Raw genomic sequence first — 19,700 nt, forward strand, 5'->3', positions numbered from 1 at the left:
ACGATATCTCCTAAACCAGCCTCTTGTGAAAAGCCGTAGTAGCCAACAGAGCCAGCACGAGAGTAAAAACCGCGAGAGGAATCAAATCGCCATACAGCAAATCCACTGGAGTTCCCTTCAGGAATACCTTTTTCAAGATCGATACGTAATACCTGGCGGGAACAACGTGCGTGATCCATTGCAGTACTACGGGCATTTGCTCTATTGCATAGAGAAATCCCGACAATAAAAAGGCTGGCAAAAAGGTCGTCAACAAGGCTAACTGACTGGCAACCAGCTGGGTCTTTGCCACCACAGACAAAAGATACCCTAGCGACAGCACAACGATCAGGAACATCGCCGAACTAATCAGCAGAGTCAAGAATGAGCCACGGAAGGGAACGTGAAACCAGAAAATGGCAAGCAGAACGCAAACCACTGCATCGATCATTCCGATCACAAAATAAGGCACCAGTTTGCCCAGCATGATCTCGAACGCAGTAACGGGAGTGGAAATCAGCTGCTCCATCGTGCCCCGCTCCCACTCTCGCGCAATCGTCAACGAAGTGAGGAACGCGCCGATGACTGACATCACTAGCGCCAGTACGCCAGGAACAATGAACGCACTACTTTCAAGATCTTCGTTATACCAGGTGCGCGTTTGAACATTTACCGGAGTGGATTGAGCGGCCTGCCCATGTGTCTGCATCCACTTCACCTGGATGTCGGAAGAGTACCCTTGAACCAGAGCCTGTGCATAGCCAATTACAACATTCGCGGTGTTGTCGTCGGTGGCATCTACTAAAGCTTGAATCTGAACGGGCCGCCCGTCATTCAGCCGTTGTCCAAAATCCCAAGGAATTACAATCCCCATCTTTGCATGATCGCTGTCAATCGCATGGGAAAGTTCGGGATAGCTATTCACCGCTTTGACAACTTCAAAGTACTGACTAGCTTGAAAGCGCTTGAGCAGATCCTGACTCTGCTGGCTGCCGTCGCGGTCGTAGACGTAGATCGGCAGATGCTTCAAATCGAGATTGACTCCATATCCAAAGAGCAAGACCAGGACTACAGGCATAAGGAAGACAATCATTAAGCTGCGGGAATCCCGCATGATCTGAATGATCTCTTTTTTTGCCACGGCAAGAAAACGAGTAAGACTCATGACGGTTTACGCTCCGTGGTAAGAGAAACAAAAACATCTTCCAGGCTGGGCCTGATCGTTTCAATCCGCTGTACGGTAACACCATGGCCGCCGAGATACTCTTTCAACTGCGGAATTATGTTCGCAGCCGCTTTTACTACGAGGTGCAATGCATTCCCAAAGACGGCAGCATCGATTACGTCGGGAGACGATTGCAGTACTTCCACCGCTTGGCTCAAGGGCTCACACTCCAGGAGTAGGAGTTCCCCTTTCACCGACGTCTGCTTGAGTTCCGAAGGCGTGCCGAGTGCAACCATCTTTCCGCGAAAGATCAAGGCTAGCCGATTGCAGTATTCAGCCTCCTCCATATAGTGGGTAGTGACAAAAACCGTTACACCGTCGATAGCCATATGGTGAATCTGATCCCAAAACTGTCTGCGAGTGATGGGATCGACCCCGGAGGTAGGTTCATCCAGAAAGAGTATGGGTGGCCTATGCAACACGGCGCAGCCCAAAGCAAGACGCTGCTTCCATCCTCCCGGAAGCGTTCCAACGATCAGGTTTTCTTGCCCCTTCAGACTCGCCATTTCAAGCGCCCAATCAATGCGCTCCTTCAGGTCACGGGAGCGAACGCTATAGAGCCCCGCGAAGAGACGTATGTTCTCAATAACCTTCAAGTCGTTATAGAGAGAAAACTTCTGTGACATGTAGCCGATATTCTGACGAACCCGCTCCGGCTCCCGGCTGACATCATAACCGGCAACAACGGCCTTGCCTGAAGTCGGTCTCAATAACCCGCAGAGCATGCGAATGGTGGTCGACTTTCCTGCACCATTCGGGCCAAGGAAACCGAAGATCTCCCCTTTACGGGTTTCAAGATTAATATCGTTGACGGCTACAAAATCACCGAAGCGCTTAACGAGATGTTCGACTATCACGGAGCGGGTATCCTCAGCCATGCTGTTCTTCTCCGGTTCCGTGTGTCACCGCGTCGACAAAAAGATCTTCTATCGTCGGCGTTACTAGGCGAATATCGTCGAAAGGGATATTCGCCTGTGCCAAACGTGCTTTGAATTCCGGAATGCGGCGATCTGCACGATCAACCACCACATGCACACCATCTCCAGTTAAAACAAGGCTGGAAATTCCTTCTGCGTTTTCCAACTCCGACCGCATGCGTCTTGCATCGGAAGAAACCACCGACAATACGTCTTTCCCGAGCCTAGATTTTAGATTTGCCGGCGTATCGCAAAAGAGCAACCTGCCCTCGTGAAGAAGAGCCACACGATGGCAGCGTTCGGCTTCGTCGAGATAAGCCGTTGAAGCCAGAATCGCAACACCCTCCGAGATCAATTCATAGAGGATCCGCCAGAAGTCTCTGCGGGAAACCGGATCGACTCCATTGGTCGGCTCGTCGAGCAGAACAACCTTAGGACGATGGATCAGCGCACCGACAAGTCCGAGCTTCTGCTTCATCCCTCCGGAAAGTTTCCCTGCAAGACGCTTGCGGAATTCACTCATACCAGCAGCCTTGAGTAACTGCGTGGAGCGTTCTTCACGTTCCGACTTCTTTACTCCAAAGAGGTCTGCGTAAAAGCGGATATTCTCATCCACGGTAAGATCTTCATACAGCCCAAACCTCTGTGGCATATAGCTGAGATGGTGTTTGGCACCTTCCGGCGTTTTGACAACATCGATGCCAGCTACGGACGCGTTTCCCTGGTCTGGAGCCATCACACCGGCAAGCATACGCAAGGTGGTCGTCTTACCTGCACCGTCAGGCCCGACAAGTCCAAAGATCTCTCCCGCATGCACGTCAAAGGAAAGATGATCAACGGCACAAACGCCGGGAAAGCTTTTGGTCAGGCCCTGCACTAGGATCGCGGGTTGAGATTGTTCCCCTGACATTACTTCTCCGTCGCGTTTCCTTGCTTAGGGGCAGGAGCCGCATTCGCTACCAAACTGATATGGGCATCGGCAGGCATACCCGGTTTTAGCTCATGACCGGCATTATTGATGTCGATCTTGATGCGATAGACAAGAGTTACCCGCTCCTTATATGTCTGTACGCTTTTGGGCGTGAACTCAGCCGTGGAGGAGATAAAGGAAATTTTGCCATGGTACTGTTTGCCAGGATAGGTGTCAGTTGTAACGACAACATCCTGTCCCCAACGAATTCGACCAAGATCGTTTTCAGCAATATAAGCACGTAACCAGATATGATCCAGATCTGCGAGTGTCACAATCGGGGTTCCGGGTGTGACAACCTCTCCCAGCTCTGCCTGACGAACCGTAATTACACCAGCAGAAGGAGCGAACAGCGATGTGTAACTGAGATTGACCCGCGACAGCCCGAGTGTAGCGTGAGCTTGATTGAGGTTGGCGCGCGCAATAGCAATATCTTCCTTGCGGCTGCCTTCCAGGGCTTCGTTATAGCGTTGCTCAGATGATTGAAAAGATGCTTGGGCCCGCTTCAGTGCGGTCTCGGCCAGATCGCGATCCTGCGCTGAAACGGCATCTTCACTGTAAAGTCGCTCAGCACGTTGGGCATCAAGCTTCTTTTGGTGAAGCTCGGCTTGAGCATCAAGCATAGCCTGCTGTGCAGCTTTGACCTCTTGAACGCGAGTCCCGGCCTGAGTTAGAGCTAAATTAGTTTCACGTACATGAACTCCAGCTTCATCGATGCTGACCTTTTGCCGATAATCGGCATCATCCATGCGAGCCAAGAGAGCTCCGGCCTGAACCCACTGCCCCTCTTCAATAGGCAACTCAACGATTCGGCCTTGTATTTTGAAACTAACCAGACTCTCATGAGCTTCGATGTTGCCGGAGAGAATGAGTTGATCCATAGGCTTCGGCTTTTTTGCAAACCGCGGATATACATAGACGCCTACAGCAACCAGAACTACTAATACGACCAGAATTGGTATGCGACGCTTCATAACTCTAAGACCTCGCCAACTGCATATCACACAAGCAGTCTGCTTTCTTGACCTACAAATTCCCTAGATATTGGCTGATGTTCTGTTCCGTACCACCCGCTGCCCGAGCTAAGGAGAACTTCGCATCTGCATAGCTTGAAACAGCAAGGATATAGTTTTCCTGCGCACGAGCTAACTCGTCCTGTGCGGTAGTTACTTCGACGTTATTTGTAATCCCGGACTGAAAGCGATCCTGTGCCAGTTTGAGTTCCCGCTGTGCAAGTTCCTGCCCATTCTTGGCAACATCCACTTGTGCGGATGCGGATTCCAGATTTAATAACGCCTCTTGAATGTCTTGCTCGATACCGAGGCGAAGGTCCGAGATTTGATCGTCAATACTCTTCAAGCGGGCGGTAAGCTCCTGCTCTTCGCCCTTCCGATCTCGATCGAAGAGAGTCATATCGATCTGTCCCTGAATCGTCCCTGTCCCCTGCACACTGCCGATGCTGCGGCCTAGTCCGCCATAGTTTCCGCTGATACTGAACTTGGGAAGATAGCGCGCATGGTTAGCGCGTTGTTGCTCCACAATCTGACTACGTTGACTGGCAAGCGACAGGTAATCGGGCCGGGAAAGCAGGGCTGTAGAGAGAAGTCCTTCCGCCTGCGAATGATTGAATGGTTGATAACGAAGAGGTTCGGAGAGCTCCAGCGGGGTTCCAGGACGCATTCCCAGATTTCGCGCTAATACAAGCAACGCCTGTTTGTATTGATTTTGTGCTATCAGGAGAGCCTGCTTGTCATTCGCCAGCTGCACCTGTGCGCGCAGCAAATCGACACCGGTGGCTGTCCCGCTATCGTGCTTGCTCCGGGCAAGCTGATGTAGAGCTTCAGAATCGTTGACTCGCGATTGTGCGGCATCTACACGTGCCATTGCCGATTGTGCATTCAGATACATGCTGGCAATAGCCCGAATGATAAGATCGCGGGCATCCTGATAATCGAGCTTGCTGCTTTTGATGGCTTCTTCACTTGCCTTCCAGTTACGGTAGCTCTGTAAATCGATGACATTCTGTGAGGCCGAAAGCCGAAAATCGTAATTCGAAAACGGACCTACAACCGAGGGTATCGACGGAGAAGAAATGCCAAATGCCCTCAGATTACGATTCTGCAGACTGGCATAACTCTGAGCCTGCACGCGAGGAAGCAGCGCCGCCGAGTAACGCCGTAAGCGAGTGGCTTCGGCACTCTCAATCTTGCTGCTTGCAAGCAATACAGAAAGATTCGCCTGCAGCCCTTTATCGATGGCTTCGCGCAATGTAAGGCGATGTACCGTTGTCTCTTGCGAAAGACCGATTACACAGCTAAAGCACGAAAGCAAACAGACGACTAATTTCGCGAAGGTTCTTTTCATCGCTTTTACCTACGGCGGGGAGCAGCTATCGCTCTCCAAACATGTTGAAAACTCTCGTTGAGTAAACTCTGTAACGAGGGTTCGCCACGAAGAGACCAGATCAGCATGGTTCCAATAACAAGCTGTTGAAACATCAATCCAATATGGTCCTTCTTCACACTCGGATCGATCTCTCCGCGCTGTTGCCCAATCTCGACAATCTTCGCCATCATCCGTTGTCCATCGGACATGTTGCGACTCATCTGCTGACGAACAACCTCGCTGGCAAGAAAAGACGATATAAAGGCCCGGGCCAGCTCCGGATTACGCCCGGGCTCTTCCGCAATGCGTCCGACCAGATGACTAATGACGGATTGAATGGAAACTCCCTCTTGAGAGGCCTGCTCTACGGCTTCCCTCACTTTGCCTAGCTGGATTTCAGCCATTACGCCAAGCACATGATCCTTGCTGTCGAAATAATTAAAGAAAGTTCCTTTACCTACATCAGCAGCCTCGGTTATGGCCTCCACCGTTACATTCGGAAACCCACGTTCCGCAATCAACTTCAGAGCGCTGCGAAACAAGCGCAACCGTGTTTCTGCGGCACGACGCTCACGCCTGCCCATACCTTGCAGATGAGGAAGATTCTCTGTAGCCAAAGAATCAGCTAAACTATCGACCTTTTTACGACCGTTACTCATAGTTGACCAACAGTCATAATTTTGAGAACACAAGATCCGAATGTCAAGAAAATAAATCTGCAAATTCACTCGACCGGAAAATCGCTCGAAGGAAGATGAGGAATCTGTGCCTGGAGCATGACAGCAATAGTTGCCATATACGATGTCGCGTTTTGTCGCATTTGGCACATAGAAATCACTCGCAATTATGCAAAAAGAGACAACTTAGTCGCCTTTTGGCGCGTTGGGCATGAGAGTTGCTAAATTGTGCAATTGGAGCTTATATTTTGACATCGGCACTTGTGCACTGCAGGTTTTTCGCCGAAATTAGGATCCAACTAAAAACTAGATTGTTACTCCTGTAAGGCCATCGAAAGTTTTGCAATGACCACGCCTGCCATTCCCCGACAGCACGCGGATGATAGGCCCAACGCATTCATCAATGCTTAGGAGCAAGCAATGTCCGACCAGAAACCACATCATCCCCGTTCGAATGAAACGCAGCCTGAAAAACAAACCCCGGAAGATGTCAGTCGAAGCGGCATTACCCGCCGTGGATTTCTCAAGGGGGCGGGTTTAGGTGCTGCTGGAACAGCCTTGCTCGATGGTGTTCAGGCCTTTAGCCGTGAAACGACTGCGGCTGCACGGCAAGGAGTGAAAGAGTTTGGGCCGGGGCCTGCCTCCATCAGGTTAATGGTCAACGGGAAAGAGCATGCAATCGAAATCGAGCCACGCACCACACTGGCCGATGCACTCCGAATTCATTTGGGCATGACTGGAACCAAAGTGATCTGTGACCGGGGTTCTTGTTCCGGCTGCACGGTCTGGCTCGACAAAATGCCAGTAAATAGCTGCACGACGCTGGCGGTCGACGCTATTGGTCATCATGTGACAACTATTGAAGGGCTCTCTCCCGAAGGGACTCTTCATCCTCTTCAAACAGCATTCGTAAAACACGACGCATTGCAATGTGGCTTCTGTACGCCGGGCATGGTGATGAGTTGTGCCGCCCTCCTGGAGAAGAATCCCAACCCGACAGAAAAGGATGTGCGCCATGCAGTATCGGGCAATCTCTGCCGTTGTGGCACATATCCCAAAGTCTTCGCCGCGACACTGGAAGCGGCTGGCACTGTTCGTAAAGCGTGATGGAGAAGATTATGGCAACTCATATCGATGACGAATCGCTGCAGGAAGCGGAAAATACGCCAGCTAGCACCACCCAGAAGAAAACCGTATCCATGCCGGTTGGAGTTCCGGGTTACACGCTCCAAGAAGAGCAGAGAGAAGTCCCTGAGTCCGAGCCTCCTGTGTGGCCTGTCAATAAGGATTTGAAATTCGTCGGAAAGCCTACGGAGCGATGGGACGGAGCTGCCAAGGTATCCGGACGAGCCAAATACACAGCAGATATCCAACTTCCCGGAATGCTGTATGCCAAATTCGTAAATGCTTCTGTTCCACATGGGAAGGTTATTTCCGTCGATACCTCCGCTGCCGAAAAGTATCCCGGAGTTAAGGGAGTCCATGTTATCCAGCACGTTTTTGGTAACGCCGTACTGCGTGACGCCAGCCTTGAGCAAGTGAAATACCCTGTCGTACGTTATGCAGGACAGCCAATTGCGGCAGTTGCGGCAACCACCCCGTATGCCGCCGAAGAAGCCGCAAAGCTGGTTAAAGTCCAATATGAAAACATGCCTTTTGTCGTCGATCTGGACAAGGCTCGTGCAACCGACTCCCCACTTGTCTTCCCAGGAGCAGCCGATCAGGCAGCATCCGCTGGCGGAGGTGGAGGTCCACACAACGTACCGCAAACAGGCAATGTTCACGGCCCTTCCGTAAAAAAGGTCGGCGACATCGATCAAGGACTTAAGGAAGCGCATGTCGTTGCAGAGGGTCGTTACACAACACAGGTGCAAACCCATTCGGCTCTCGAAACACATGGTGTGGTAGCCGACTGGAAACCGGAGATGTTAACCGTTTGGGCTTCCACTCAAGGCACAGCAAGCGTACGGGATGAATTAGCGGGCTTTTTCGAGATACCGAAATCGAAGGTCCGCGTCATCACGGAATTCATGGGAGGCGGCTTCGGTGCGAAATTCGGCGCAGGCAATCCCGGGGTTGTAGCCGCAGCTCTTTCAAAGAAAACCGGTGCACCGATCCGGCTAATGCTTGATCGCAAAGAAGAACACCTCTCTGTCGGAAACCGGCCCAGTTCCGATCAGATGCTACGTATCGGAGCAAAGAATGACGGCACCATTACCGGCATCCATCTAGTAAGTTATGGCACGGCGGGATGCGGCACAGGCGCAGGATGCGGCGGCCCTGCCCAAAATCTCTATAAATACGCTGCCTTGCATGTTGAAGAGAACGATGTCTTCATCAATGCAGGTCCGGCTGCAGCCATGCGTGCTCCAGGACATCCGCAAGGAGCATTTGCTCTGGAGCAAACAATCGATGATCTCGCTGTCAAACTGAACATGGATCCGCTTGAGCTTCGCGAGCAGACGGACCCTCATCCTGTGCGCAAAGTTGAACGGCAAGTCGTCAGAGAGAGCGAACTATGGAAGTCACGCAATCCTCGCAATGGTGAAGGTCGAGGTCCTATCAAGCGAGGTGTAGGTCTGGCCCAGTCTGTATGGTATCGCTTCGTCAGCATGGACTCTTCAGCAGAGGTTCGAGTCCATAAAGATGGTTCTCTCGAAGTTCTCTCTTCCGTGCAGGACATAGGCTCGGGAATCAAGACCGTGATGGCACAGATTCTTGCGGAGCAATTCGGAGTTCCCCCTGCACAGATCTCCGTCAAAGCTGGAGATACTAGCTATCCCTTGGGACCAAACTCTGGAGGAAGCGTCACTACTCTCTCCCTAACTCCTGCAGTCCGCGATGCCGCATGGCAGGCTTCTCAAAAGTTTTTGGCCAACATCGCACCGGCCTACGGAACAGCTCCAGACGATCTCGTTCTGGTAGATGGCGAAGTCCGTAGCAAGTCCGGCAAGATGCAACCCGTCAGCTTCCGCCGTGCCGCTGCCAAGATGAACACGGATCAGATTGCAGTTCAGGCAAAGCGGATCCCCGACTACGACCGTAGCAAGTACCTGAGCTACGGAGGTATCGACGTGGCCGAGGTAGAAGTAGATATAGAGTTAGGACGCATCCACGTGAAGCGCGTTCTCTCTGTCCATGACTGCGGACGTCCTATGAATCCCACTGGAGTCATCAGCCAGATCAATGGCGGAATCATTCAGGGAATCTCCTATACCTTGCTCGAGCACAGGCTGCTTGATCCCGTCTATGGTCTGATGGTGAATCCCGACCTGGAAACATACAAAATCGCCGGAGCTAAAGAGATTCCGGAAATCCAGGTACATCTCGTTGAAGCCTATATCGGGCAAAGCTCTACGGATGCCTCCGGAATTGGTGAAGCAGCGGGCATCGTCTCAATCGGAGCAGCAATTGCTAACGCTGTCTATAACGCAACCGGAGTACGTATTCGGCAGACACCTATGACACCTCAGGTGGTGCTAGCGGCCCTTAAGAAGGCCTCCGAGCAGAAGGAGTCTTTAACATGAATAACTTCGCACTTGCAGATTGCACAACCGTCGATGGCGCGCTCTCGCAATTGAAGGACGGCGCAGTTGTAAAAGCTGGCGGAGTAGATCTTCTCAATCGCCTGAAGAATGGACTTGAGGAGCCACCGAAACTCGTCAACATCCGTAACATCGCTGGACTGCGCGGAATACAGGAGACGGAGAAGGGATTGACTATTGGACCGCTCGCGACTCTGACCGAGATCAGCGAGCACCCAATCATCCGGTCGAAATACCAGATCCTCGCAGATGCCTGCGGTCATGCGGCAACGCCGCACATCCGCAACATGGCAACGGTCGGAGGTAATCTTCTGCAGCGACCGCAATGCTGGTATTACCGTTCTGCAGAATTTCAGTGCATCAGAAACGGCAAAGACCTCTGCTTTGCCTTCGAGGGCCTCAACCAATACCACGCCATCATGGACTATGGCGGCTGCCCTTCCGTCGCACCTTCTTCGGCAGCGGTCGCATTGCTGGGTCTCAATGCCAGCGTAGAACTGACTTCAGCAAAGAATGGAAAACGAGTCATTGCCATTAAGGATTTTTACGTCCAGCCAGATGCAAATCCGACAAAGTTCACCGTCATCGCACCCGATGAATTGATTACCGCAATACTGGTTCCTAAGCTTCCCCCTGGAGCCCGTTCTGCATATCAGAAATACGGAGAGAAGGAGAGCTTCGATTGGGCGATAGCCGATGCCGGTGTTGTCCTCGAAATGGAGGGCAACATCTGCCGTCGCGCGGTAGTCACAATGGGAGCCGCTTCTCCGGTTGTGCGTCGTGCTGCAGAGGCCGAAGCAATTTTGACAGGCAAGCCCATCACGGAAGAAACAGCCCGTGCAGCAGGCAAGGCGGCTATGAAGGAAGCACAGCCGCTCTCGATGAATGCCTATAAAGTGGATCTCTTTCCGGTCGCCATCTATCGAACCGTTCTGCTGGCTGCAGGTCAGATGGATCGCGATCCGAGCGCAGCAGGATAGGAGGTACAACTATGAATACTACCAATGCAATGACGCAACCTTGCCAGTGCCTCCGAACGAAAAACCCGTATGGCACTACACCACAGGATGCTGAATCATGGCTTCCCGGTGTTCACACCACCTCAAGCTACTGGTGCATCCGCACAATGGGGCCGGCTGGTCCCGACGACAACTACGTTCACCTCTCGCGCTGTACCCCGGGAAGAGCCTGTTACCGGGCAAACGAAGACTAAAAGGAAAAGGGAACTCAGCGGAGCTGTCGCCGGGTTCCCTTTTCCACTCGATACAGATTCAGCTACAACTCAAGCTCTGCCAGCTTAAGGGCACCCCAGAGGATAGTATGACCGGCAAGCTCGGCGGGAACGACATCGACTCGGGCTTTTGACCACCCAGGCATTTGCTTGCCCAACTCATCGAGCAGTGGATCAAAGAGCTTATCCCCTGCACGGGAAATTCCTCCGCCAATTACGATACGTGCCGGATTGAAAAACATGATACAATTCCGCAGTCCACGAGCAAGAGGAACAACATACTTCCTGACAAACTCGGGATTCTGAAGCAACTCCTTCGCAGGTTTCCCGAAATCGCGCTCAAGCCACAAGCCACAACACATTCTCTCCAAGCATCCATTCGAACCGCAGAGACACTCCGGTCCATCCGGCACAACCACATGATGCCCCAATTCGCAGGCGAAGGAATCGGCACCACGAAGCAGACCGTTCTCCATAAGAAAGCCGCCTCCGATGCCGGTAGACAAGGTCATATAGAAGAGCGGCCTGAGGCCCTGGCCGGCGCCAAAGAATCCCTCCCCGAGAGCACCCACCATCGTGTCTCGATCCATGACAGCTGGAACATGAAACCTGCGATTCACTTCACCAATCAGGTCAAAATCATTCCATCCCTTTACATGTGTCGAATAGATGACCCGTTGTTTGGCAAAATTGACAGGACCACCAAATCCAATGCCGCAGCGCTCAGGAGCCCCATACTCGCCCCACCCCGCAATAATGGACCCCATCTTGTCCAGCATCCATTCCGGACCGGCGTCACGCAAGGTCGGCTGAGTCTCCCAGACCACCAACTTCTGGTCTGAGAACAATCCGACACTAAAGTTGGTTCCGCCTATATCAATCGCAAGCGTTTTTGTGGCCACCCAATATCTCCAGTTATCTGAATCATCTTTTGATGAGGTCAATTATAAAGAGAATCTTGCGTGACGAATTCCAGCTCGCTTCTCCTCACGCGGTAAAAAAACAGCAGCCATTAAAAGTAATGGCTGCTGCAAGAGTGTATTGGAACTATAGCAATTTCTCTAGAAAGCCTCCGACGCTGCCTTGGCGGAGATCTCAATTGACTGCTGCAAAGCTATCGATTCCGACGAACTGCCCGCGAGAATGCGAAATGCACCGGGAGCTATGGTCCACTTCTTTTGAGCAACGTCGTAATAAGCAAAGCTGCGAGCATCGAGAGATATGGAAACCCGTTTTGTCTCGCCCGGCTTCAGCTGTACCTTCTCAAACCCTTTCAGCTCTTTCGGCGGACGCGGCACCGAGGCGTGTTCGTCGGCAACATAGATCTGTGCAACCTCGCAGCCATCGCGCTTGCCAGTATTTGTCACATCAAGTGAGACCTTATAGCTCAACCCATGCCCTTCTGCTACCGGTTCAACTGAAAGATTCGAAAGACGGAAAGAGGTATACGTCAGACCATATCCAAAGGGAAACTGAGGCTTGATGTGATTACGTTCATAGCCTCGATAGCCGACGAAGATCCCTTCCTTATATGTAACCTTCTTCGAACCCGGAGCGGGATAGTAGCTGCCAAAGCTTGGATTATCTTCAGCTTTCCGTTCAAAGGTTACGGGCAGACGACCGGAAGGGTTTACCTCTCCAAAGAGTACTTCAGCTTGGGCTTTACCACCTTCCTGCCCACCATACCATGCCTCCAGATAGGCAGGAACCTTATCGAGCCAATCGGAGGAAGCAACATTTCCACCCGAGGTCACAACAACTACTGTCTTCTTATTGATCGCTGCCAGTTCACGAATCAGCTCTTCCTGACCGAACGGTAGTTCAAAGGTACGATCCGCACCTTCCCCTTCGCTGCCCGGATCGAAACCAGCAGCAACGACAACAGCATCGGTTTTCGCTGCAATTTCTTTGGCACGATTATTCACGACATTTCTTTGGCTCACAATTCCGAACTGCAGCCGCCCACCTACAGGTGCTCCCTGCCAGGATTCAACAACTACTTTGTGCGCTCCAGCTGTTAGTGGCATAACGACGTACGGCTGAAAGGCCTTAGCCAGGGTCCAATTGTCGATAACCACTTTGCCATCCACATAGACCCGATTTCCATTATTCTCGCCATCGCCTTCCAGAACGAAGATGTACTTTTCCGCTTGAGGCGCAATGTAATAACCGCTCCAGCGACGGGAATAGTGATGAGCCGCGCCCTCTGCAAAAAGAGCGGTGATGTCAGGCGTATCGCGTAGGGCCTCTTCCCATGTCGTGCCATGATTATCGATGCGCCTCGAGGTCACAGTCTTAATCGGCTTTCCCGTAAGATCGGAATTCGCAAAGAATTCCACCTTCACTCCCGGCTTGCCTGCGGTTGATTCTGTTACAAATTCCGTTGCCGATCCAACCTCACCTGCGGTGGGCAGACCACGGTCATAGAAGACATTGCTCGTATCTCCTGCAACGGCTTTGATACCCTCCAACAGGCTTACGGTATGGAATGGCCTTACTCCCGCACTGCCGCCACCAACCGGCACTCCGGGATAAGCATCCGGACCAACAACGAGAATAGATTTTGTAGAGGCTTTGTCGAGAGGAAGAAGCTCGCCTTCATTCTTCAACAGCACGATGCTTTCTCGAGCGGACTGAAGCGCGATATCCGAAGCCTCACGATCGATCAAAGAAATGTCTTGCCGATGCTGATCCCGATCAAACCAATGAAAGCGTTCCGCGGTAGAGAGAATTCGCTTCACCTTCTCATCAAGAGTCGCCATGCTAAGTTGACCATTGTTCAGCGCAGGTAGCAGGGTCTTGCGGTTCATAAACTTTCCGAAGGGCATCTCAAGATCCAGCCCGCCATTTGCCGCTGCAACTCCGTCATATGTGGCGTCCCAATCGGACATCATTACGCCCTGGAAGCCCCATTCCTTACGTGCGATCTCCGTGTTGAAATAGCCATTTTGCGTCATGTGAAGACCGTTAGTCAGATTGTAGGAATCCATAATGGCGCCAACATGAGCCTGCCTGACGGATGCTTCGAAGGCTGGCAGATAAATCTCTCGCAGTGTCCGTTCATCGATCAACGAATCGGAATCATGCCTTAAAAACTCCGAATTGTTTCCCAGGAAGTGCTTAACAGTGGCACTTACTCCTTCTGCCTGCATTCCGTTGATATAGGACACAGCTATTGCAGAGGCGAGAAACGGATCTTCACCAAAATATTCAAAGTTGCGCCCGTTACGAGGAGACCTATAGATGTTTACTCCCGGGCCAAGCATAAAATGGACACCACGAGCCCGAGCGTCCCGTCCGATTCCATGACCTACGCGCGCTGCTAGCTCCCGATTCCAACTGGCTGCCAAACCGATACCTGCGGAATACGTCGTAGAGGGAAGGCCTGCATTGCTACGAGCACCATAGGGACCATCCGACATTTCCCAGGCTGGCAGCCCAAGACCGGGTACCGCCCGGACAGCAAAACCGGTACCACCGATATAGTCCACCTTCTCCTCGGCTGTCATCCGCTTCACAATCGCATCGATTCGTGCTGAGTTGATTGAGGTACCTGAATCCTGAGCTCTGGCCACGCCAGATCCAAGACAACCAGCCATCCCCATAAGAACCAAACCAGCTTTCAACCATCTGCACAGAGTCTTCTCTGGAGCCATTCGGTAATCCCTTTCCATTCGAGGTGGACAGAGAATTCAGGTATCTCTGTCTCTCTCCCAGTAGTCGCTCTGAACTATATCCAATATCAACAATTTCCGCACATAGAAGGGCTGGACAGGCGTTAACTTTGACGCATGTGGCCCCCCTCGTAGACGAGGAAACTAAGTTTGATTCCTTACCCCGGCGCTGTCCTGACGACCAGGACACAACAGATAGAGAAATTTTCTAATTCTCCAAGAGGTGGGCCTTTCAAAGGTGGTCTACAATGATCAGCATCGAATGAAACGCTCAAGATTCTGAACAGAAGGGAGAAACATGTTCAGATTGTACCCCCGCTGTATCTCCATGACCTTGGTGCGTATCAGCACTGTCGCCGTTTTCTTTGGATTTTCAGTATCTGCCATTGCGCAGGCACATCTGCTTCCCCAACCCCGTGAGGTAAAGCTGCAGGGATCGGCTGCTATCGGATCCGGCATTCAAATATCTGTACCAGGGCACGATGCGGAAGACGAATTCGCCGCACAGGATCTGGCCTCCTTCGCACATGAGGCAGGAATTCAGGTTAAGTCCGATGCTCCGGAAGGATACTCTGTCACGCTGTTACGCAACAGTGAATCGAAAGCGAAAGATCTTCTTAAGAGCACGGGACTAACATTCACACCCGAGCAAGCTGCCGAGGGATACATTCTCCTGCTGCAACCAAAGGCAGCATTCATCATCGGAGAATCGAGCAGTGGGGTCTTCTATGGAGTTCAGACTCTGAAACAACTATTTCCCGCTGCGGGAGCGAAGCAGGAGATTTCACTTGGAACCATCCGTGACTGGCCCGCTATGAAATACCGCGGAATTGACGACGATCTATCCCGCGGACCGGTCCCAACTCTGGAGTTTCAAAAACACCAGATTCGTGTCTTTGCCAGCGCTAAAATCAACATCTATTCGCCTTATTTTGAACACACCTTGGCATATGCAAACGAACCTCTGGCGGGGCCACGTGGCGCAGCTCTAACAAAAGAAGAGATTGCAGAACTAGTGCGCTATGCCCAGCAATATCACATTACTGTTATTCCCGAACAGGAAGCCTTTGGGCATCTGCACCATGTACTCAAATACGAGATTTACCAGGATGTAGCCGAAACACCTTATGGCAATGTTCTTTCTCCTGAGCAGCCAGGCTCTGTGCCGCTCATCAAAAGTTGGTTTACCGAAATTGCGTCGGAATTCCCCTCCCCGTTTCTCCATATCGGCGCAGATGAAACCGACGACTTAGGTTTGGGCAGGACTCATGATCGCGTCCAGAAGAAGGGCTTAGCCGAAGCCTATGCTCAGTTCCTAACACAAATTCATGACCAGCTTGCTCCGCTCCACCGCAAACTCCTTTATTGGGGCGATATAGCAATGAAGAGCCCCGCGATTGTGGCAGGACTCCCTAAAGATATGATCGCTGTCCCGTGGGGCTATGCTCCGGAAGTCAATTACAACAATTACATTCAGCCATTTACAAGCGCAGGGGTAGAAACATGGGTTGCTCCTGGTGTCAGCAATTGGTCACTCGTCTACCCAGATAACAATATTGCCCTCGCAAATATTCAAGGCTTCATACGCGACGGACAGAAGCTAGGCAGCACAGGCGCTCTCACAACTGTCTGGAATGATGACGGTGAAGGACTCTTCCAGATGAACTGGTACGGCGTACTCTTTGGAGCAGCTGCAAGCTGGCAATCCGGCGAAAGCAGCATACCGAATTATCAAGCCGACTACGGTTCTGTATTCCACGGCGACATAACCGGAAAAATCGACCAAGCACAAAAAGAACTCATGGAAGCCAACAAAGTCTTGGCGAAGGCTCAAACTGATGTCTCCAGTGATGATCTCTTCTGGATTGATCCGTGGAGCACTGAAGGCCGACCGATAGCGGCAAAGATGCAGCCCCTTAACAAGGAACTGCGGCTGCATGCAGAGAAAGCAATCGTGTTACTTGCACAAGCAAAGGCTCAGAATCCTAATTTGCGGGAGAAGACGGCTATTGAGGCAATGGATCTGGGCGCACGACGTCTAGACCTGATTGGAATGAAGTTCCAATTCAGCCAGTTAATCGCAGACAACTACAAAGCAGCAATTAAGCAACAGCATGACAAGAGCCGTAACAACGACACCATTCGCCTGCTCAGAACCTCCAGCGATACAAACGGACTCTGTCAAGACTTGCGCGATGCTTATTCCGCAACCAAGAATCAATACCGTGAAGTCTGGCTGAGTGAGAATCGACCTTACTGGCTGGATAACGTGCTGGTCCGCTACGATCTCGAAATTCAGAAGTGGCAGAAGCGCGGAGCTCAGATCTGGAACAGCAGCAATCAATTCATTATGGAAACAAAAACCTTGCCTCCAGCAGAATCCTTGGGAATACCTGCCGAGGACACATCAACGCACTAACATCTAACTGATAGATGTGAAGATATGGCCATATTTAGAGCATTTCTTGCATAGACATACAGGAGCCAAAGGTAATGGAAACACAGCTTTCTTTGATGGGAAGTTGCAAAACCTTGCACTTTGGTCTGCATCTGCGCGAGAAATGTTCTAGGTCTCTGACCGCGAAGAGAGGTATAGAGAAAGGTACTTGGAAAATAATGGAGCGAGATTCAAATTGGAGGTATGAGGAAGACAGAGAAGACGCAAGTTGAGTTGGAGAAAAAGGATCGGCAAAAGATAAGGGAGCTTCTCAGCAAGGGACGAGAGTCGGCGCGAGTGTTGCGCCGGGGGCTAATTTTGCAGCAACTGGACCAGGGACAGAGAGTGATGCAGGTAGCTGGTAATTTGAGCGTGGCAGCAAAGACAGTAAGAGCCATTGCTATGCGGTACAAGAGGGAAGGATTGGAGTCAGCCTTGCATGAAAAGCCGCGACCAGGCAAGCAGCCCTTGCTGACTACAGCGCAAAGCCAGCGGATTATCGCAATGGTATGTGGTGCGGCACCGGAAGGCCAGGCGCGGTGGAGTGTGCGCTTGATCGCCGCAGAAGCAATCAAGCGAAAGCTGGTAACAACAGTAGGTCGAGAAACAATTCGCATACTGCTACAAAGCCACGAACTGAAGCCGTGGCGAGAAAAAAAGCTGGTGTATCGCAGAGCTGAATGAGGAGTATGTCTGCCGAATGGAAGAGGTGCTGGAGGTGTATGAGAAGCCACTTTCGGCGACCGAACCGGTAGTCTGCGTGGATGAAAAGCCGGTGGTCTTGCACGCCGAGGTTCGCCCGCCGCATCCCATGCAACCCGGACGAGTCACCCGGCGAGATTGCGAATATGAGCGCCGTGGCACCGTCAACGCATTTTGCGGGGTGGAACCCAAAGCAGGACGACACTTTACCAAAATCACGCCAAACCGTTGTTCGCAGGAGTTTGCCGATTACCTGGTAGAGATCATAGCCAGCTATCCAGAGGCTGACACGATCCATTTGGTAATGGACAATCTAAGTACGCATCATCGCAAAGCCCTGGTGGATCGTTACGGAGAGAAGATCGGAAGTCTGCTGTGGGATTGTTTCACCGTGCATTACACCCCGAAACATGGCAGTTGGCTGAATCAGGCAGAGATTGAGATCAGCCTGTTCAGTCGCCAATGTCTGGGGATCCGCAGAATCCCCTCCTTGGAAGACCTACAGCGAGAAACTGCCGCATGGAACCGCAAGATGAATCGTGAACGCACCACTATCGGCTGGAAATTTACTCGCACTAAGGCACGCCGAAAATTCGGCTATTCAAAGAACAACATCTCACGGTCAGAGACCTAGGCCATGTCTGATTTCAAAAGCCTTTCTCTCCGCTGCCTCTGAATGACCGATTTCCACCTGATCAATCCTAACTGGAAGCCATTCTTTCCAACACCATTCAGCCCACAGTAGACAGAACGGGATACCACTCTCTTGTCAAAATAGCGATGCAGATACACTCTGGGCTACATCGAAACCTAGAATACGTAGGAACAATCTATCTCCTCTGTCTTGAATAACAAATCAAATACTCCGGTGGATATTTGGCATTTCGAAGGGATCGTCATGAACACTAGAAGCGAGAAAGACCCTGTGATTATTACGCTCGATATTCATAAGAACTGTTACCTCGAATCGAGAGAAATGGAAATGGCTGTATCTCTCTCCAGGGAAATCCATTCCCGATCTCCGGCGCCGAAGAACGATGTACAACTTCTGTCAATTTAGTACTTACTTCCGTTTCGAATACTAAAACGTTTTTGCTATAACATTCCGGGATCCGAGAAAACCTTTCACTCAGAAACAATTCAGCGTAGTACCTGAACTAGTGAAAGCAGAGGATGAAGTTTACGAGATGAAAACTATAATGCAAATTGCTAAAAATGTTTTGCACCTGTTATGCATTCGTGATAGGCTCCCTCCTGTTCATAGAACAACAATTTTGGAACACTGAGTTGTTGTATTTCGCATCGATCTGTTTAGTTTCATTGATATAAGGCCAGATAGGTATGACCGAAAGAGCGAAGTGATCTTGAAGTTGACAGTTAGCCTGTAAGTGCTTGTTGTGTATCTCCCCCTTCCGTTTAGGTAAATGATTTTCAGCGTATATCCATAAGGGGTCCATCCATGAATAAGCTCCGTAGACGTCTCATAAACTTTAGAGTAACGGATCAGGAATTTGAAAAGATTAAGGCCGCTTCCGATCGACAAGGAGCGCGATGCATCTCTGAGTTTGCACGTTCTCTCATGCTGGGAAACCTCCCGACTGATTGCTCCGCAGAGACTTCAGACGCCTATCAAACCAAACTTGTTTCTTTCGATCAACGGTTAGCCATGCTCGAACATCATGTAGCACAACTGATGGAAACTCTCTTTGAGCCGAACGCATCGATTCCCATTCCATTTCCCAAAACAGTGAACGCCATGCCTGAAAAGACACGGTAATATGCACCTTTGAGCCGAGGAGTGCTCTCCAAACAGGAGTCTAGCCATCCCCCAGGCAACTCCTGCGTTTTGGTGCTATCAAGTTACTCGATCACTCGTATTAGCAGCGAGGGATCTGTTCGACTCCCGACAACCTGAGCAACATAGCTAAGGAGAGTACCGCCGGACTCCAGGCCGGCTG

General features: G+C 51.3%; 16 protein-coding genes. 8 read left to right on the top strand and 8 right to left on the bottom strand.

Annotation, left to right across the window (positions count from 1 at the left end):
• Positions 1-10: 10 nt before the first annotated feature.
• The 6 genes from AC6I7T_RS08410 to AC6I7T_RS08435 are packed head-to-tail and all read right to left on the bottom strand — an operon-like array spanning position 11 to position 6,135.
• A complete protein-coding gene (locus AC6I7T_RS08410) occupies positions 11-1,144 on the bottom strand; it encodes an ABC transporter permease (protein ID WP_497792911.1) in 1,134 nt (377 codons plus the stop codon).
• Positions 1,141-2,082: an ABC transporter ATP-binding protein gene (locus AC6I7T_RS08415; protein WP_497792912.1), complete on the bottom strand. Its 942-nt coding sequence runs from the start codon at positions 2,080-2,082 to the stop codon at positions 1,141-1,143. Before AC6I7T_RS08415 ends, AC6I7T_RS08410 begins: the two co-directional genes overlap by 4 nt.
• Positions 2,075-3,031 carry an ABC transporter ATP-binding protein gene (locus AC6I7T_RS08420; RefSeq protein WP_497792913.1) on the bottom strand — a complete coding sequence of 319 codons (957 nt, stop codon included), beginning with the start codon at positions 3,029-3,031 and terminating at the stop codon, positions 2,075-2,077. Before AC6I7T_RS08420 ends, AC6I7T_RS08415 begins: the two co-directional genes overlap by 8 nt.
• On the bottom strand, positions 3,031-4,065 hold the full coding sequence (locus tag AC6I7T_RS08425; RefSeq protein ID WP_497792914.1) for an HlyD family secretion protein: 1,035 nt from the start codon (positions 4,063-4,065) through the stop codon (positions 3,031-3,033). Before AC6I7T_RS08425 ends, AC6I7T_RS08420 begins: the two co-directional genes overlap by 1 nt.
• 52 nt (positions 4,066-4,117) lie before the next feature.
• Positions 4,118-5,455, bottom strand: coding sequence for a TolC family protein (locus tag AC6I7T_RS08430; RefSeq protein ID WP_497792915.1), 1,338 nt, complete (start codon positions 5,453-5,455; stop codon positions 4,118-4,120).
• Positions 5,456-5,460: 5 nt separating this feature from the next.
• Positions 5,461-6,135 carry a TetR/AcrR family transcriptional regulator gene (locus AC6I7T_RS08435; protein WP_497792916.1) on the bottom strand — a complete coding sequence of 225 codons (675 nt, stop codon included), beginning with the start codon at positions 6,133-6,135 and terminating at the stop codon, positions 5,461-5,463.
• A 438-nt stretch (positions 6,136-6,573) separates the two neighbouring features.
• On the opposite strand from AC6I7T_RS08435, the gene AC6I7T_RS08440 reads away from it, so the two are divergent.
• Genes AC6I7T_RS08440 through AC6I7T_RS08455 form a run of 4 tightly spaced genes read left to right on the top strand, consistent with a single transcriptional unit; the run spans position 6,574 to position 10,911 of the window.
• Positions 6,574-7,260: a (2Fe-2S)-binding protein gene (locus AC6I7T_RS08440; RefSeq protein WP_497792917.1), complete on the top strand. Its 687-nt coding sequence runs from the start codon at positions 6,574-6,576 to the stop codon at positions 7,258-7,260.
• An 11-nt stretch (positions 7,261-7,271) separates the two neighbouring features.
• Positions 7,272-9,680: a xanthine dehydrogenase family protein molybdopterin-binding subunit gene (locus AC6I7T_RS08445; protein WP_497792918.1), complete on the top strand. Its 2,409-nt coding sequence runs from the start codon at positions 7,272-7,274 to the stop codon at positions 9,678-9,680.
• Positions 9,677-10,678 carry an FAD binding domain-containing protein gene (locus AC6I7T_RS08450; RefSeq protein ID WP_497792919.1) on the top strand — a complete coding sequence of 334 codons (1,002 nt, stop codon included), beginning with the start codon at positions 9,677-9,679 and terminating at the stop codon, positions 10,676-10,678. Before AC6I7T_RS08445 ends, AC6I7T_RS08450 begins: the two co-directional genes overlap by 4 nt.
• Before the next feature lie 11 nt (positions 10,679-10,689).
• Entirely contained in the window at positions 10,690-10,911 is a 222-nt protein-coding gene (locus AC6I7T_RS08455; protein ID WP_497792920.1) for a hypothetical protein, read from the top strand.
• A 62-nt stretch (positions 10,912-10,973) separates the two neighbouring features.
• On the opposite strand, the gene AC6I7T_RS08460 is transcribed toward AC6I7T_RS08455, so the two are convergent.
• Complete coding sequence (locus AC6I7T_RS08460; RefSeq protein WP_497792921.1) at positions 10,974-11,831, bottom strand: ROK family protein; 858 nt, start codon at positions 11,829-11,831, stop codon at positions 10,974-10,976.
• Between the two features lie 159 nt (positions 11,832-11,990).
• Positions 11,991-14,585, bottom strand: coding sequence for a beta-glucosidase (locus AC6I7T_RS08465; protein ID WP_497792922.1), 2,595 nt, complete (start codon positions 14,583-14,585; stop codon positions 11,991-11,993).
• A 316-nt stretch (positions 14,586-14,901) separates the two neighbouring features.
• Between AC6I7T_RS08465 and AC6I7T_RS08470 the strand changes: the two genes are divergently transcribed.
• The 4 genes from AC6I7T_RS08470 (at position 14,902) to AC6I7T_RS08485 (ending at position 19,519) form a co-directional block, all read left to right on the top strand.
• Entirely contained in the window at positions 14,902-17,022 is a 2,121-nt protein-coding gene (locus AC6I7T_RS08470; RefSeq protein ID WP_497792923.1) for a beta-N-acetylhexosaminidase, read from the top strand.
• A 222-nt stretch (positions 17,023-17,244) separates the two neighbouring features.
• Positions 17,245-17,724, top strand: coding sequence for a helix-turn-helix domain-containing protein (locus tag AC6I7T_RS08475; protein ID WP_497792925.1), 480 nt, complete (start codon positions 17,245-17,247; stop codon positions 17,722-17,724).
• A gap of 16 nt (positions 17,725-17,740) precedes the next feature.
• Positions 17,741-18,376 carry an IS630 family transposase gene (locus AC6I7T_RS08480; RefSeq protein ID WP_497792926.1) on the top strand — a complete coding sequence of 212 codons (636 nt, stop codon included), beginning with the start codon at positions 17,741-17,743 and terminating at the stop codon, positions 18,374-18,376.
• 825 nt (positions 18,377-19,201) lie between these two features.
• Complete coding sequence (locus AC6I7T_RS08485) at positions 19,202-19,519, top strand: hypothetical protein (RefSeq protein WP_497792927.1); 318 nt, start codon at positions 19,202-19,204, stop codon at positions 19,517-19,519.
• Positions 19,520-19,700: the final 181 nt, after the last annotated feature.

The sequence above is a fragment of the Humiphilus diazotrophicus genome (assembly GCF_059726315.1).